The sequence below is a fragment of the Paraglaciecola arctica BSs20135 genome, from assembly GCF_000314995.1.
Lineage (GTDB): Bacteria > Pseudomonadota > Gammaproteobacteria > Enterobacterales > Alteromonadaceae > Paraglaciecola > Paraglaciecola arctica.
Window position 1 is genome coordinate 166131 of record NZ_BAEO01000065.1, and the last position, 16059, is coordinate 182189.

Sequence of the window (16059 nt, forward strand, 5' to 3'; positions counted from 1 at the left end):
ATAATTTCCTATTGTGCGGGATGAAAATCAAGGTGTCCGCCTATTCGATAGCGGTTGCCTGGATGATATAAACGGGCATAACTGACAACGCCTTTGCTTGAATAAGTGCGACGACTGATCTTCAAACAGGGTTGGGCAATATGAATGTCCAATAAAAGAGCCAATTCTTGATCGGGCAAAATGGCTTCAACAGAATGATCTGCCTCAGTGAGAGGCGCTATCCTGCTCAAATAATGATTGGCGGTAGTCTGGGTGAAGTCTTGTTCAATATATTGCGGCGCTAAAGCAGGATTAACTAATCGGTCTTCAAACTGAATTGCGAGTCCGTTTTCCATATGCACAATCTTAGTGTGAAAGACCAAACTATTCGTCGCAACTCCTAACCAAGCACTTTGTTGTTCTGACGCTAGTTCTGTTTCCACAGCTAACACTTTGTTTGAATAACGATGTCCTCTTTTGATGATCTCGTCGTCAATACTGCGAATTTTTAGAATCGAACTCATGGGCCTGCTATCAGAAACAAAGGTGCCTACGCCTTGAGAGCGCGCCAAAATTCCTTCAGTCACCAATTCAGTCAAAGCACGGCGGGCCGTCATACGACTCACACCAAAGCTTTCGGCCAATTGATTTTCTGACTGAACTTTGTCTCCTGGAGACATTTCTCCACGTTCTATTTTGTCTAATAATGCAGACTTAATTTGTACAAATCTGGCTTGCACCGAGGATTTTTTAATCATCATCAACCACTCCACTACCTTGGCATATAATCTATAGCAACAAACTTGTATATACAAGTTTGTACAAGTAAACTCATTTGAAACTAAACCGAAAGAGATAAGTCATGACTGAGCAGTGTGATGTGGTAATAGACAATGTGCGTATTGCTTCAATGCAAAAAAATGGCAAAGCTTACGGCTTACTCTCTCAGTCTTCTGTTGCCGTAAAAAATGGCAAGGTTCTGGCCATATTCGATGTTTCTCAAGGTTCTTATCAGTGCAAACAAAGATTCGATGGCGAAAACAAATGGTTATTACCTGGCTTTATCGATTGTCACACTCACTTGGTTTATGGCGGCAACCGAGCCAATGAGTTCGAACAACGTTTGCAAGGCAAAAGCTACACACAAATAGCCCTACAAGGTGGCGGCATTTTAGGTACGGTGCATGCCACTAGAGAAGCATCTGAACAAACACTGCTAACTAGTGCAATTAAGCGCGCCGCGAGATTAGCTGAAGAAGGAGTAACCTGCATTGAAGTGAAGTCGGGTTATGGTTTGGATATGCATACCGAAGTAAAAATGCTCAAGGTTGCCCAACAAATTGCTGAGCATTTGCCTGTGAATATAGTAACCACTTACTTGGGTGCACACACTGTTCCTAAAGAATACCGCTCTAACCCAGATGATTATGTACAATTTATTTGCGAGCAAGTGATACCTGTTGTGGCTAAACAAAAATTAGCAAATTGTGTCGATGTATTTTGTGAAAGCATAGGGTTCTCACCGGCACAATGTCGCAAGATTTTTGCAGCAGCTAAAACTCACGAATTAAATGTGAAGGCCCATGTTGAGCAACTCTCTGACTTGAAAGGTGCCAAATTGGCAGCTGAGTTTGGTGCGCTTTCGGTGGATCATATTGAATATTTAGATCCTAAAGATATCCCCGCAATAAAACACTCAGGTACTGTTGCAGTGTTATTACCCGGCGCATTTTATTACCTTAGTGAAACCCAAAAACCACCTGTAGCTGAATTAAGAGCCAATGGTGTTCCTATTGCGATAGCCACAGATTTAAATCCCGGCAGCTCACCTATAGCATCCATCTTAACCATAATGAATATGGCGAGCGTGTTGTTTGGTTTGACCCCAGAAGAAGTGCTTTATGGAGTCACCGCTCATGCAGCAAAAGCATTGGGACTCACTAACAAAGGGCAAATTAAAGAAGGCTTAGATGCTGACTTATGTTTATGGGATATCGAACATCCCGCAGAGCTAGTGTATGGCATTAATCAACATAGACCAGAATCTAAGTGGTTTGCTGGAAAGGGCTGTTAATAACATGGTGAAACTAAATAAAAGCTATCACTGGCAAGGCCGTGAAGATACCGAAGACGGTCAAAATGGATTACGCTGGCATCAGATAATAGATACCCGACAACAAATCAATAGTTGCGCCCTGCTCGGTTTTGAATGTGATTTAGGTGTGGCCGCCAATAAAGGCAGAATTGGAGCAGATCAAGGTCCAAATGTTATCCGTAATGCTTTGGCGAACTTAGCTTGGCATGCAGATTGTGATTTATTCGATGCTGGCAATATTGTAGCTGCAACATCTTTGAGTGATTCCCAACATCAATATACCCAGCAAATAGCCAAAAACCTGGATGAACATTCATTTGTAATCGGCTTAGGCGGCGGACACGAAATTGCTTGGGGCAGTTACCAAGGCTTAGTTCTGCATCTTAGATCTGGCTCAAACAAAAAAATTGGCATTGTTAATTTTGATGCCCATTTTGATCTGCGTAATCCTGCTCAAAAAACCAGTTCAGGCACGCCCTTTAGACAAATTGCTGAATTTTGCAAAACAAACAGTCAACCGTTTCATTATGCCTGCTTGGGTGTCGCCGAATCGTCAAATACCACAGCATTATTTAATTATGCCAAGCAAACCAACACTCGATACTTACTGGATATTGATTGCAATACTAACGCTGCGAAACAACTGCTTGAGCCGATGTTAAAACAGGTCGATGAGCTTTATGTCACTGTTTGTCTTGATGCATTTGCGGCTAATGTTGCGCCTGGCGTCAGTGCGCCTAGTGCTTTGGGTATTTCAGTAGAATTTGTCATTCAAATGCTGCGCTGGATAGCTCAGTCACAAGCGGCTTTTCACTATAACTGGCGATTAGCAGATATTGCAGAAATGAATCCCAACTATGATATTGACAACAGAACAGCGAAGCTGGCAGCTAGGCTGATTTACGAAGTAGTTGGCGGCAAATTTAGCAAGTTATAACAAATAGCCAACAAAAATTGTTGGCTATTTAAACTTTCTTTATCAGAGATAAAACTCTAAGGCGATGGAGTGGATTTATTACCTTGGTTACCTACTTTCGCTAATATAAAAGCGCCAATAAAGGCAGACAGTAGCGAACCTAATAAGACTCCCACTTTTACACTAACCTGGTATTCAAGTGGTTGATCTTCAAAGGCTAACGAACCAATAAACAGACTCATAGTAAAACCAATGCCGCACAACAAGGTCACACCATATAGCTGAGGCCAAGTAGCATGTTCTGGTAATTTAGCTAAACCAGATTTGACGGTTAACCAACATATTCCGAAAATACCCACCTGTTTCCCTATAAACAATCCCGCCGCTATACCCAAAGTAATAGGATTGAATATATTGTCTAAGCTGGCACCGAGAAATGAAACACCAGCATTGGCAAAAGCAAATATAGGTAGTACAAAAAAACCGACCCATGGATGTAACTGATGTTCCATATGCTCAAGCATAGGGTGGCCATCTTCATTCTTGACCGTCATTGGAATAAACCAAGCTAAAGCAAAACCGGCTAACGTAGCATGTACCCCAGACTTCAACACCGCAGCCCAAACTACCACTCCAACTAAAATATAAGCCGCTTGAGTACGCACTTTAAATCTGTTTAAAGCGAATAACACCACCAATCCAGATACCGCTACAATCAAAGATGTGGTTGACAAATCTTGCGAGTAAAACAAGGCAATAATAACAATGGCACCAATATCATCGAATATGGCGACGCTGAGCAAAAATAATTTCAAACTCAGAGGTAATGACTTACCAAAAATCGTAAATACGCCAACAGCAAAAGCAATATCTGTGGCAGAAGGGATAGCCCAACCTTTAATTGCCACAGGATCATCAGCATTAAACCAAACATAAATTAACGCGGGAAAAACAATCCCAGCAACAGCAGCTATTGCTGGCAAGGTGATTTGCGAAGGTGAAGATAAGTTACCACCTAAAATTTCACGTTTTATCTCTAGGCCAACTAAAAAGAAAAAGATAGCCATAAGGCCATCGTTGACCCATAAAATAAGGGGTTTGGCGATTTCAAAGGCGCCAAAACGCACACTGACTGGGATTTCCAACAAACCATTATAAAAATTATTAAGTGGGCTGTTTGCCATGATCATGGCGAGCACCGCGGCGAAAACTAAAATAAATCCACTCGCAGCTTCGTGCTGAAAGAACTTTTGGATGACGCTAGGGTTTTCTTGCATTGATGGTCCTTTTACTAACGTGGCCGCTAGTAATGAATGAAGTAGAAAATTAACTTGAGTTTTAATACGTTAGAAACCGTATTTGAGTTCAAAACTATTTATAGATAATACCAAGCAATACTACGTGATATTAATGGCATTTTTAAGATTATCTGCTAATTCTTAAAAACATAAATAGAATATTCATTGGTCAAAGGATAACTGACATGCTGGACACATTTTCTACTCCCTATCTATTTGGAATAGGTCAATGTTAGGCGCTGTTTCAACTTCGTTACTCAACGTACGTAGTATGCCCACTTCCAGTGGAGCCATTCTAGGGCAACTCACTGAGGGAATGGTGGTTAAGGGTGATGGACCTTTTGATAATTGGATACAACTTAACTACAACGATACCTTTGGCTTTGTATCAGCCCACTACCTCAAACCAGTTAACGACTTGGCCAGACTCACTGGCACAGTAAACATCAACAGATTGAATGTGCGCCAAGCCCCATCATCTAGCGCCAAACACTTAGCAACAATCAGTCGTGGCGCCTCCATTAAAACCCTAGCCTTTCTAAATGACTGGTTAGAAATAGAATTTAATGGTGAGACTGCTTATGTTGCCGCAAAGTATGTCGATTTGGTTTACGTATCAAAGGGATATTATGCCAAGGTCAGCACCGACCTCTTGAATGTTCGCTCAGCCCCCTACTCTAACGCCAGCTTATTTGGTCAACTTAACTTTGATGGCAAAATTTGGGTTGAAGGAAGACAACAAAGTTGGAGTCAAATTCGTTTCAATGGCAATAGAGGTTATGTCGCCAGTCAATATTTAAAACCAATAGATCCAACCAAGACCAACAACGAACAATTAGACCCTATCGCTTTAGCAGATCATCAAGATGACATCGGTATTCCGATAGTAGAATTGGGTCAAGAATTATCCCGTCTCACCCCCACTACAATTTTAACTGTTACCGGCACCAATGAACAACGCAATGCCGCAGCAACATGGAACAGATGGGGCGCATTATTAACTGAATTAAGCGATAAAAAGCAGCTTGATGTGGCCTGTGCTTTAGCTGTGCTCTGCGTAGAAAGCTCAGGTAAAGGTTTTGAACAAAACAACAGTGACCGTATGATCATTCGTTTCGAAAACCACAAATTTTGGAAATTTTGGGGCAAACACAACCCACAACAATTTCGCCAACATTTTAGATACAGTAATAACAAAGTATGGCAAGGCCATGAATGGCGAAGGGAACCCAGTGGCGAATGGCTATCATTTCATGGTCGTCAATTAAACGAATGGCAAATATTTGAATTTGCTCGTCAGTTAGATGAAAACGCGGCAATGTTATCTATCAGCATGGGTGCCCCTCAAATTATGGGGTTTCATTTTGAGCGTATTGGTTACCAATCTGTAGTGGAAATGTTTGATGCCTTTGCTGACAGTATTCAGGGTCAAGTTAACGGCCTTTTCGATTTTTTCTCACCGAGAATGTTGCAGTACCTAAAAGATCTCGCTTTTGAAGATTTTGCTGGCATGTACAACGGTAAAGGTCAGAAAAAAGTATATGGCGACAAAATACAAAAACACTATGGGGCATTTAAAAAGATGATGCCTAACTCAGAACACTAAAATTCCTAGGAGGGGATATGAACGTTTTTTCTTTTATCAGTAACATCTTTGAACCAGCCGTAAAGTTAATCGATGAGATACACACCAGCGACGAAGAAAAACTTAAACTTCAGGCACAAATCAAAGCGGTAGAAAACGAGTTATTAGCCAAAGTCATTGATTACGAAAGCAAACTACTGGAGGGTAAAACCGCCATAATCACCGCCGAAGCAACAGGCCAGTCATGGATGCAGCGCAACTGGAGGCCTATCACTATGTTAACTTTTTTAGTTTTAGTAGTGTTTGATAGCTTTGGTTGGTTACCTAGTCCGCTGGCAGGTGACGCATGGACTCTATTACAAATTGGTTTGGGTGGTTATGTAGCGGGTCGTTCTGCGGAAAAAATGACTCAACAGTATTTAAAAGCTCGACCAGCTGATACAAAAGGCGACGATATGGCTAGGGGTTAACCCTAGCCATAAATAGGCTTTTACAAAACATAGCTACTACAACTAGATCACAATAGTCGCTTCCATTAAAAAATAACAAGGGCTTGGTAGCGTAAATAACCAATCCTTTAATTTACTGCAGTCAGATATGGAAGTAGCGGAGAGGCAAATCCCATGAGCTTGGGCTCACTTCCTTCGACTGAATATGTGTCTTTTAATATATTATTCATTTCATTCGCTTTATCTTCTTTATTCATAGCTAAATAGGCTGAACGTTTAAGATTAAGAGCATAAATTTTTACTCGTTCATTTCCAGAACTTTCAGTGATTTGTTCTGCTACGGCAATCACTTCATTATAATTAGCGGCAGCTAAATTAGCTTGAGCAATCAAGCTTAACGACCCTGACTTAGGTTTTGGTTGACGTTGAATAACATCAGCCATTAAATCGAGTGCCTTTTCTGGTTGACCCATTTTGATATAAGCCGTTGCTACATGATGTTTAAGAAATAAGGCTTTCTCAATAGGCGTCTCTGGAAATAAAACGTCGTAGGAATCTGGGATTTCATCATAACGATTTAGTTTATCTAATAAATAACAACTTATAGTAAAACTCATCGTTTTTAATGCGCTTTCAGAACGTTGCTCTGGGCCAGTTCTTCTAGTGGTATTCCATTTAGCTAAATCAACTAGAATTTGTTTTAGTGTCTCTTCTGAATTACTTTTAGCAAGCCTTGTTATTTGCAGTAACTCATCAACTAATTCGTTATGTAACTCATTGTCACGATAAAGATTAATTCTTGCAGAACGTTGTTGTTTATTTTCAATTTCGGTCAAATTTTTAGTCAAACTTTCATCTTGCTGGCTAACCGCCACACCTACAAAACTAAACAGGCTAAAGCCGAACATTACGACCACTATATGTTTAAATTTCATTTTAATTTCCTTAGTTAATTTTATTACTCGTTTAACATTAAAATTTGAACCACTGGCCATCGAAATGGTTGCAATATACTGAGTAGGCGCCTTAGCTTCTTCGAGTAATATATTCACCAAATCATCTGAGTACCGTTCATGTAATTGCTGATAACACTTTTCGTCGCAACTGAGTTCAATTTGCTGCCGAGCCGACTTAGCTAATAGTCTTACCAAAGGGTTCCACCAAAATAAACGCTGTATAAAATTAATAAACCACATCCAAGCAGGGTCATTTTGTAATATGTGAGTAAGCTCGTGAGTCAAAATAGTTTCAGTTTCTTTAGATCTTCGATTTTTTCTATTAAGCCAGATTATTGGTTTAAACAAACCAGTCGCCATACCCGGAGCGCAACCATCGAGAATACGAATAGAAATGCGATGTTTTTTGAAATTATGATCTTCCCAAAGGCTATTGTCTTCTATCGAAAAGTCATACCAGTGTTTAAGGTCGAAATGATAATTGACTATATCCTTTATAAATAAAATCAAACCAAACACACAAAATACCCCGAATACAGTCTCCCAAGTTATTAAGTCAAAAAGGAAGTTTTCGCTACCCTTTATGGTGGCATTATTTATATTTACCGCTGAGTCGACAGCTCCTTTGACATAACTTGCTTGTTCAGTTTGCAACCACAACAAAGAACTAAAGATGTTTTCTGTAAATGGGTTTACCGACTCAGATAAAGCCGGGATCTCTGATACTAAATGCCAAGGTATAAACCAAGCGACTAACGCAGTAATCACAACATAAAAACCTAATCGAGCAGGTGAATCTTTCAGCAAAAACAACATACAGAAAGCCAGCAAACATATTAAGGTATTGGTTATCAAATAATCCCACATAACTATTTATCCTTGTTCTTTTTTCTATCCGCTAGAAACGTTTCTAAATAGGTAATATCTTCTTCATTCAACTTATCATTGCTGATTAAATGTGTGATTAAATGGCTAGTGTTGCCATGGAAAAAACGTCGCACTAAATCAGGTAATAATTTTTTAGAGATTTCTTCTTTTTTGATAACGGCCGCATAAACAATCGAACGTCCATCAAGTCGTTCACGCTTAATAGCTCCCTTTTCTTCAAGGCGATCCACAATGGTCTTAACTGTTGTATAGGCCACTTTTTTATTTGCAGAGATAGATTTATGTATTGCGGATGCAGAACATGATCCCTCATCCCAAAAGCGCTGCATTACATCTAATTCAAAATCACTTAATTTCATACACCCTCCATAAACTACATTTGTAGTAGAAACTACTACAAATGTAGTTTATGGAGGCGCACTATGTCAATAACTTTATTAAAGTCGCAGCTGGAAATGAGCATGACAGGCGACCAGTTGCTTAAATCTATCTACGGAAAGTCTTATCTGTCCCCTTTTTGTAAACTATTCGCGATAACCAGGTCGATACCTCTCAACAGCTCGTTTAAGCACGTCTTCTTTATAATAGGCGACATCTTTAAACTGACCTTGGGCATAACGCTGAGCTTGGTCATAAAAATTAGGAGAGGCTGGGTCACCACTTTGCCCGCCGGCCAGTAACGATTTTGCTTTTACTTTTTCGCCAAATTCCACCACAGCTACAAAACTATTACCTCTATAACCATAAAGTTTTTTACTACCATTTACACTACGAGCGCCAAAAGCCGCTAAAGCGCCCCATCGACCCGATGCCAAACCAATTGGAATACTTGGTTGTGTGTCGTCCACAGGCAAATCAATATCGCCTGTGAGTCTTTGTAGTCGATTAATATCGCCCCAAGGAGTATTCCACTGACCAAAATCAGCGATCAGCTTTTCTACTGCCTGTTCAAAGATGCTTAACCTTTCTGAGCGCAGCGAGCCACTGCCATAATGTTCTATTCTTTGCATGAAACTTTGACCCTTTGCACGAGAGCCTTTAGCTAAATATTGCATACCGTAAAAATGGGCCAGAGACATCGCGGTAGAATCCACTGATACCCGATAATCCCACTGACGAAGTGCATTAATGGGTTCAGCTAAATTTATTAGAGGCTTGCTGGATCCGTCATAAGCCTTTATAAGGCCTGATATAAGGGTTTTAAAACCGGGTAAATAGGGGTCATAAGCTACCTCAATTAACTTGTCTAAAGTAAAATCAGATTGATCGGTTAAGACTTGAACTGCGTGTATTCCACGATAATTTTCAGAGTCCGGGGCCATATATGTTGGATAATCTTTTGCTTTAGGACTAAATTCACCGGCAGCAGTGAAAGGTGTAGAGTTAGCATTTTGGATCCAACCATTAGCAGGATTAAGAATACTAATAGTTTCATCTACTGTGTGCAGACCATTCCAGTCTGTGTTTTTAATGGAACCATTAACCGGCTTAGAATAATCAAAACGGGGATCACGCTTAGGGATAAAATTACCGTGATAATAGGCGATATTGCCATCTGCATCGGCATAAACTGTGTTGTTTGACGAGTTGGTACGCATGTCCATCATATTGCGAAATTCATCGTGGCTTGAGGTTTTACTGCGAATAAATGATTGTTGTAAAGCCTGAACCGGATCCCAATTAATACGCGTCGTTACCCATTGCCCGTTAATCATATGTGTCACTGGCCCATGATGAGTACGATAAGTAGCAAACGTTTTAAGTTTATAGCTGTCTCCATCGCGATACTTCAAGGATACAGTTGAAACATCAAACTTTAATTCATCACCATCATATAGATAATATACATCCTCACCACGTTCGATAATGGTTTCAAGATATTCATCCATAAAATCCACATGAGTCGAAGTGTGCATCCAGCCATTTTTTTCGTTAAACCCCTGATAAACAAAAAACTGCCCCCAAGTCACAGCTCCGTAAGCGTTTAGACCTTCTTCACTGACAACATGCACTTCCGGTCGAAAGTAAAAAGAAGTGTGGGGATTGATCAATAACATCGCATGCCCAGATTTAGTCAACTTGCCGGAAATAGCAAAACCATTGGAACCACTAGGCTCTGCCATAGCTAAGTCTGGTGTATCTGGATTATCAATTCTGCTGCCATAAAAAGCCTTTATACCTTTTACTGAAATTTGTTCAATATCGCCACCTATCGACCCTTCAGAAAAAAACATCGGCATCCACGGTTCAAATTTTGTTAATAAAGCAGGCTTAACTTCTGGATGTGTGGCCAGGTAATAATTGAGTCCATCAGCAAAGGCATCACATAAAGCTTTAAGTGATGCAGGGGAGCTTTCATAAGCTAATTTTGCTTGTTCAATGGTCATAAACAAACGAGCCCGTAAATCACTGTATATAGCTGTTTCGCCATCAACCTCAGCCAGTCTACCGATGGCCCAAATGTAATTGCGCTCAACCCGTTTAAAATCATCCTCTGCTTGGGCATACAACAAACCAAATACCGCGTCTGCATCTGTCTTGCCGTAAATATGTGGCACCCCAAAATCGTCGCGAATAATTTCAACTTTCTGTGCTCTAGCCGTTAAGCGGTCAATTTCGCTAATGGGTGGAGGTGAAGCACATGCAGATACAAAAAGTATTAACAATACAACAAAGGATTTTGAAGCAAAGGGAATAGACATAAATAATCCATTAAAATTAGCGGGCTAGATAATGCTACCAAGCAGTTTATGAGAAGTACAACCACTGTATAAATAATCGTCAATCCGGCTCGACTTTAGCAGCATATTTCCGTATGATGCGCGGCCTTTGTTTCTCGAGTGGTACTCCACTTGTTAGGCATATCGATTAATTTTCTTTTTTCTGGACGACCTACTTTTGATTTCTACTGCAAATATCACCATGCAATTTGGCGCTGAGCCTTTGTTTGAAAACATCTCGGCCAAATTTGGCCACGGCAACCGCTACGGACTTATTGGTGCTAACGGCTGTGGTAAATCCACATTTATGAAAATTCTTAGTGGAGAATTGGTGCCAAGCGCTGGCAATGTGTCTATTACTCCTGGGGATAAGGTCGGCACACTAAGCCAAGACCAGTTCGCTTTTGAAAAATACACAGTAGTCGACACCGTTATAATGGGTGACGCAAAACTCTGGAAAATCAAACAAGAAAGAGACGAAATTTATTCTAAGCCAGAAATGAGCGAAGCAGACGGTATGCATGTAGCTGAACTTGAAACTCAATTCGCTGAAATGGATGGTTACACTGCCGAGTCCCGTGCAGGCGATATTCTATTAGAAGCTGGCATTGCAGAAGATTCTCATTTTGGTCTAATGGCGCAAATTGCTCCCGGTAAAAAATTACGGGTATTATTGGCACAGGCCTTATTTGCCAATCCAGATATATTATTACTAGATGAACCAACCAACAACTTGGATATTTACACCATAAATTGGTTGGCTGAAGTATTGAATGAACGTAAATGCACCATGATCATTATTTCTCATGATCGTCATTTCTTAAATTCAGTATGTACGCATATGGCAGACATAGATTACGGCGAGCTACGTATATACCCAGGTAACTATGAAGCTTATCAAGCAGCATCTTCGTTAATTCAAGAACAATTGATCACAGAAAATGCCAAGAAAAGTGCCGAAATAAACGAACTGCAAGCCTTTGTTGACCGCTTTTCAGCCAATGCATCAAAAGCGAAACAAGCCTCATCTCGCGCTAAAAAAATGGACAAAATCACTTTAGATGAAGTGAAGTCTTCCAGCCGTCGCACACCTAAGATCATACTTAAACAGCATAAAAAGTTACATCGTCAGGCTTTGATCCTCGAGCAAGTGGGTCATGGCTTTGATAACACACCACTGTTTAATAATGCAGACTTAATCTTAGAAGCCGGTGCAAAACTAGCAATAATCGGCGAAAACGGCGTAGGCAAAACGACCTTTTTACGTTGTTTGATAGATGACTTACAAGCCAGTTCTGGCGTCATCAAATGGTCTGAAAACGCTACTATTGGTTATTGCCCACAAGACAGCACAGCTGACTTCGACACTGATCTAACCTTGTTTGATTGGATGTCACAGTGGCGTACACCAAAACACGATGATCTAGCCGTACGCGCTTTGTTGGGTAGTTTGTTATTTACCGCTGACGATTTTAATAAAAAAGCTAAGGTTTGTTCGGGCGGAGAAAAAAACCGTTTGTTGTTTGGTAAATTAATGATGTCGGATATCAATGTGCTGATTATGGACGAACCCACCAACCACATGGATATGGAAGCGATTGAAGCATTAAATAATGCCCTCAAAAAATTCGATGGTACGCTCATATTTGTTAGCCACGACAGACAATTTGTATCCTCTTTGGCCACCCGAGTAATTGAAATTTCTGAGCAAGAAGTCATCAATTTCCAAGGTACTTACAATGAATACTTATCCAGCCGTGAGGCTGCATTAAAAGTGGCATAGCGTTAATTTCTGGCAAAATCCGTCTCGATAAAATACAGTGGGCAAAAAATAAAAGAGACGCCCATGCAAGAACATGATGCTTTACCACTAAAGGATTTTATAGAATATCCACCAGCAGAAATGCTGGTGCGCTCCGAACAATTTTACGCAGAGATCAAACGTCGCCATAGTATTCGCAAGTTTAGTGACCATCCGGTCTCTAAATCCATCATCGAAAACTGTATTAAAGCTGCTGGCACTGCGCCAAATGGTGCCAACCACCAACCTTGGCATTTTGTAGCTATTCATTCAAAGGAAGTCAAAACACAAGTCCGCGAGCAGGCTGAAGCCCACGAAAAAGGCTTTTACGATGGTCGTGGTGGAGATGAATGGTTAGGCGCTCTGAAACCCTTAGGCACCGATGCCGATAAACCTTATCTAGAACATGCCCCTTGGCTAATTGCTATTTTTAGCCAAAAAAATACTCAGCAAAAAGACGGCAATAAACAAACTAACTACTACGTACATGAGTCTGTGGGTATTGCCACAGGTTTTCTCATCAATGCATTGCATCACAGCGGCTTGGTAACTTTGACCCATACACCTAAACCTATGAGTTTTTTGTCCAAAATATGTGATCGCCCTGATAACGAACGACCATATATGTTGTTGATTGTGGGTTATCCCGCAGAAGATGCCACTGTGCCACAGCATGCACTAAACAAAAAAACACTAAGTGAAATAGCCACTTTTATATAAATTAAGCCGAACTCAGGATAACTTAACTGTAGCTTTACAGTCTAATTTTGAGGTGTAAAGGTCATGTCATATTTTGCCATTAATTTACTGTATTCGGCGGTGTTGAGGTACTCTGAAAGGGCTCGATTGAATGCTTTTCGCAAAACAGGATCGCTAATAGCGGCTCTATATTGAATTGATGGAAAAAGACTATGTACCTGCACTTTCTCCATCTGGCTAGCCCCTGTTATCGACTTTGAAAAGTACTTAAAAATGTTGATATCCAGAACAATCACTTCAACCTTGCCAGCAAGTAATAATTCTACTTGTCTACGCTGTTCTGGTAACTCGATGTACAATGGGCCTGTTTTGACTGCTGTCGCAAATGCGGTGCCTAAAACTTTTCTGGCGTTCTGAAAAGCAACCACAGTAAAGCCTTGAAGGTCTTCCAACCTATGCAACTTAATCGATTTCTTCAACAGACTTACAGCCACGTTTTGATAGCTAACATAGGGCAGACTCAATATATCACTGTCTACGCCCATTTTATCAGATAGAGTGAGTCCTATATCTGCCTGCATTTTTTGCATTGTTTCGTAGGTGCGCCCATATGGAACGTACAATATTGAAATCTCATAATCTAAAGTAGCTAACACACTTCGCATCAACTCGATTTCGAACCCTGAATTCTCATATTGGATAACGTAAGGAGGTTTTGTTAGGCCTACAACCAAGACTAATTCTTCAGACTTTACGCCCTGGGCAAACGATACAAATAAAAATAACCAATACTTTTTTAGCCAGTTCACTTCAATCTTTCCTATTAGCACTAGTACATACAAGGGTTTCAAGAAAAATCACAATAGATCACTCATGCTTTTTTGCCACTTCTCTCTAATTTTTAAAAGTACTCCTTGCTGCTCCAAACTTGCCATTGTTTCCTTAATGTCATCTACAACGCTTTGTTTTGTTTGAAGACTACAGGCAAAATAAAAATCAAGGGTCAAATCCTCAAGTAAATAAACAGCTTTGTACTTTGCAGTCTCTTGAATGTTTTCTAATCTATTGCGGATTAAGTCATTATTAATCACAACTAAATCGATATTACGACTTGGCGTATCAAGCAATTTTAATAATGAGTCATAACTATCCATGACATAGATATTTTCATTCTCTACGAAACCATTATTTAATAAATAGTGGTGCGTCACGTCGTCCCTAATAACCGCCGTATTATATTTTTCAGCATCACTTAAGCGACTGATTTTTATTGGATTATTGGCCAAACTGTAAAATGAGATAGAGCTTTTAATGATATGCCCAACCCATTTAAACATCGATTTTCGAGCTGGAATATAAGCTAATGAATAAATGCAGGTATTTTCTTCTTGTTTAGCTCTATTAAAAGACATGGACCAAGGGTGTGCTTCGATAACGTATTGATAACCCGAAGCTTTTAATACTGTTTCAACAATTTCAGTTGATAGGCCACCTATTCCTTCGGCATTTACAATCTGAAAAGGTGCTAGATGTTCAGTCACTATATTTAACGTGTTAGCACAAATACTATGGCTAAATATTAATAAAGAGGTGCTGAATAGCAGTAACCATCCTCTAAAACCTTTGATTAACTTACTTTTGTAAAACATCTAAAAATAGTCCTTCGACTTGAATTTTTTGAAAAATGCAATGTGAGTATAGGTAACCTTAACTCGGGATAAGTAGAATAAACGCGTTCTCTAATCTAAGCAATGGACAACAACAGGCTTTACTTGACCTTCAATTATGATGAAATTGGTTGGGACAGACGTAATAAATGGGTCAACCTATGGCAAACACATTTTACCGTAGGGCTCACAAGGCGCTTCGCTTACAAAGGACGTTATTAGCTTTTAGCCAATTCGGTGCTAATAATATTTTTTAGTGATTGAGCGCTAATACTCACTGTTTTAAGTATGTTCTGGCTTGTTTGTAAGGACGACATCCAAAAACGCAACTCCTCTACAACCTTAGGTCTACTAACATAATTATTAAGGACTCGCTTTATTTCAGCGGCTTCAATGGGGGAGTCACATTCTAAAAAGCGCTGTTCATTTATTTGTGTGTTTTCATGACAATTTTTCCATATGAAGTTGGTAACTTTAGAGGGCGTGAGTCCTCGAATAGTTTCTCTATATTTGGGGTCATCTCGAAACGCGAAGTCGTATTGCTCGGTTCCCGTTAAATAATATTTTGTTAGAATAGAACGGATATCCGCATTTTCGATTAAATTAAAGTCTCCGACACTTTTTAATTCGGAATAAGTCGCATCGTTAGGGTAATACTGAAAAATTTGACTAGCCTGAAAAAAATCTAAAACCATCGGCCAATTTGCTTCACGGTTTTGCTCTTCTGCTTCTGCATAAGCTAACGCCTGATTACCGTACAGAATTACATTGCTATAGAATTTTTGTCGATTGTTGATGGTTTCTAAATCACTTGCCAAATCAGATTCAAGCCGTTCTAAATAGCTATGGGCGCGTTCTTTTTGGCTAAGGCTGGCGTTCCACTTTGAGACCTGAATTCCGATAAAAACGCCAATAACAACAATAAAAAAGTCCAGCCAAATTGCGAACCAATTCTGCTCCCTGACGTGTTTTGTAATGCGGCGAAGGATCATTGAGTTTACGCCTT

Annotated in this window: 14 protein-coding genes; 6 read left to right on the top strand and 8 right to left on the bottom strand. The window is 40.0% G+C overall.

The features are described from left to right. Positions 1 to 8: 8 nt before the first annotated feature. Entirely contained in the window at positions 9 to 740 is a 732-nt protein-coding gene (gene hutC, locus GARC_RS23250) for a histidine utilization repressor (protein WP_007625182.1), read from the bottom strand. Positions 741 to 841: 101 nt separating this feature from the next. On the opposite strand from hutC, the gene hutI reads away from it, so the two are divergent. Next, complete coding sequence (hutI, locus tag GARC_RS23255; RefSeq protein WP_007625183.1) at positions 842 to 2053, top strand: imidazolonepropionase; 1212 nt, start codon at positions 842 to 844, stop codon at positions 2051 to 2053. A 4-nt stretch (positions 2054 to 2057) separates the two neighbouring features. Beyond that, positions 2058 to 3011 (top strand): formimidoylglutamase, encoded by a 954-nt coding sequence (gene hutG / locus GARC_RS23260; RefSeq protein ID WP_007625184.1) that lies wholly within the window; start codon positions 2058 to 2060, stop codon positions 3009 to 3011. Between the two features lie 56 nt (positions 3012 to 3067). Here hutG and nhaA read toward each other — a convergent pair whose 3' ends face one another. Beyond that, positions 3068 to 4267 (bottom strand): Na+/H+ antiporter NhaA, encoded by a 1200-nt coding sequence (gene nhaA / locus GARC_RS23265; RefSeq protein ID WP_007625185.1) that lies wholly within the window; start codon positions 4265 to 4267, stop codon positions 3068 to 3070. Positions 4268 to 4517: 250 nt separating this feature from the next. On the opposite strand from nhaA, the gene GARC_RS23270 reads away from it, so the two are divergent. Beyond that, on the top strand, positions 4518 to 5894 hold the full coding sequence (locus GARC_RS23270; protein WP_007625186.1) for an N-acetylmuramidase domain-containing protein: 1377 nt from the start codon (positions 4518 to 4520) through the stop codon (positions 5892 to 5894). A gap of 17 nt (positions 5895 to 5911) precedes the next feature. Continuing rightward, positions 5912 to 6343, top strand: coding sequence for a 3TM-type holin (locus tag GARC_RS23275; RefSeq protein ID WP_007625187.1), 432 nt, complete (start codon positions 5912 to 5914; stop codon positions 6341 to 6343). A gap of 107 nt (positions 6344 to 6450) precedes the next feature. On the opposite strand, the gene GARC_RS23280 is transcribed toward GARC_RS23275, so the two are convergent. From GARC_RS23280 to GARC_RS23290, 3 genes are all read right to left on the bottom strand, one after another. After that, a complete protein-coding gene (locus tag GARC_RS23280; RefSeq protein WP_007625189.1) occupies positions 6451 to 8145 on the bottom strand; it encodes a M56 family metallopeptidase in 1695 nt (564 codons plus the stop codon). A 2-nt stretch (positions 8146 to 8147) separates the two neighbouring features. Next, positions 8148 to 8525 (bottom strand): BlaI/MecI/CopY family transcriptional regulator, encoded by a 378-nt coding sequence (locus tag GARC_RS23285; RefSeq protein ID WP_007625190.1) that lies wholly within the window; start codon positions 8523 to 8525, stop codon positions 8148 to 8150. A 165-nt stretch (positions 8526 to 8690) separates the two neighbouring features. Continuing rightward, positions 8691 to 10868, bottom strand: coding sequence for an acylase (locus GARC_RS23290; RefSeq protein WP_007625191.1), 2178 nt, complete (start codon positions 10866 to 10868; stop codon positions 8691 to 8693). 196 nt (positions 10869 to 11064) lie between these two features. Between GARC_RS23290 and GARC_RS23295 the strand changes: the two genes are divergently transcribed. Beyond that, positions 11065 to 12669 (top strand): ABC-F family ATPase, encoded by a 1605-nt coding sequence (locus GARC_RS23295; protein WP_007625192.1) that lies wholly within the window; start codon positions 11065 to 11067, stop codon positions 12667 to 12669. Between the two features lie 63 nt (positions 12670 to 12732). Next, positions 12733 to 13407, top strand: coding sequence for a nitroreductase family protein (locus GARC_RS23300; RefSeq protein WP_007625193.1), 675 nt, complete (start codon positions 12733 to 12735; stop codon positions 13405 to 13407). 41 nt (positions 13408 to 13448) lie between these two features. Here the strand turns inward: GARC_RS23300 and GARC_RS23305 are convergent, their stop codons facing one another. The 3 genes from GARC_RS23305 to GARC_RS26120 all read right to left on the bottom strand — a co-directional run bounded on the left by GARC_RS23305 (position 13449) and on the right by GARC_RS26120 (position 16045). Continuing rightward, on the bottom strand, positions 13449 to 14195 hold the full coding sequence (locus tag GARC_RS23305; RefSeq protein WP_007625194.1) for a substrate-binding periplasmic protein: 747 nt from the start codon (positions 14193 to 14195) through the stop codon (positions 13449 to 13451). Positions 14196 to 14243: 48 nt separating this feature from the next. After that, positions 14244 to 15035, bottom strand: coding sequence for a substrate-binding periplasmic protein (locus GARC_RS23310; RefSeq protein ID WP_007625195.1), 792 nt, complete (start codon positions 15033 to 15035; stop codon positions 14244 to 14246). Positions 15036 to 15271: 236 nt separating this feature from the next. After that, positions 15272 to 16045, bottom strand: coding sequence for a hypothetical protein (locus GARC_RS26120; RefSeq protein ID WP_007625203.1), 774 nt, complete (start codon positions 16043 to 16045; stop codon positions 15272 to 15274). Positions 16046 to 16059 lie beyond the last annotated feature (14 nt).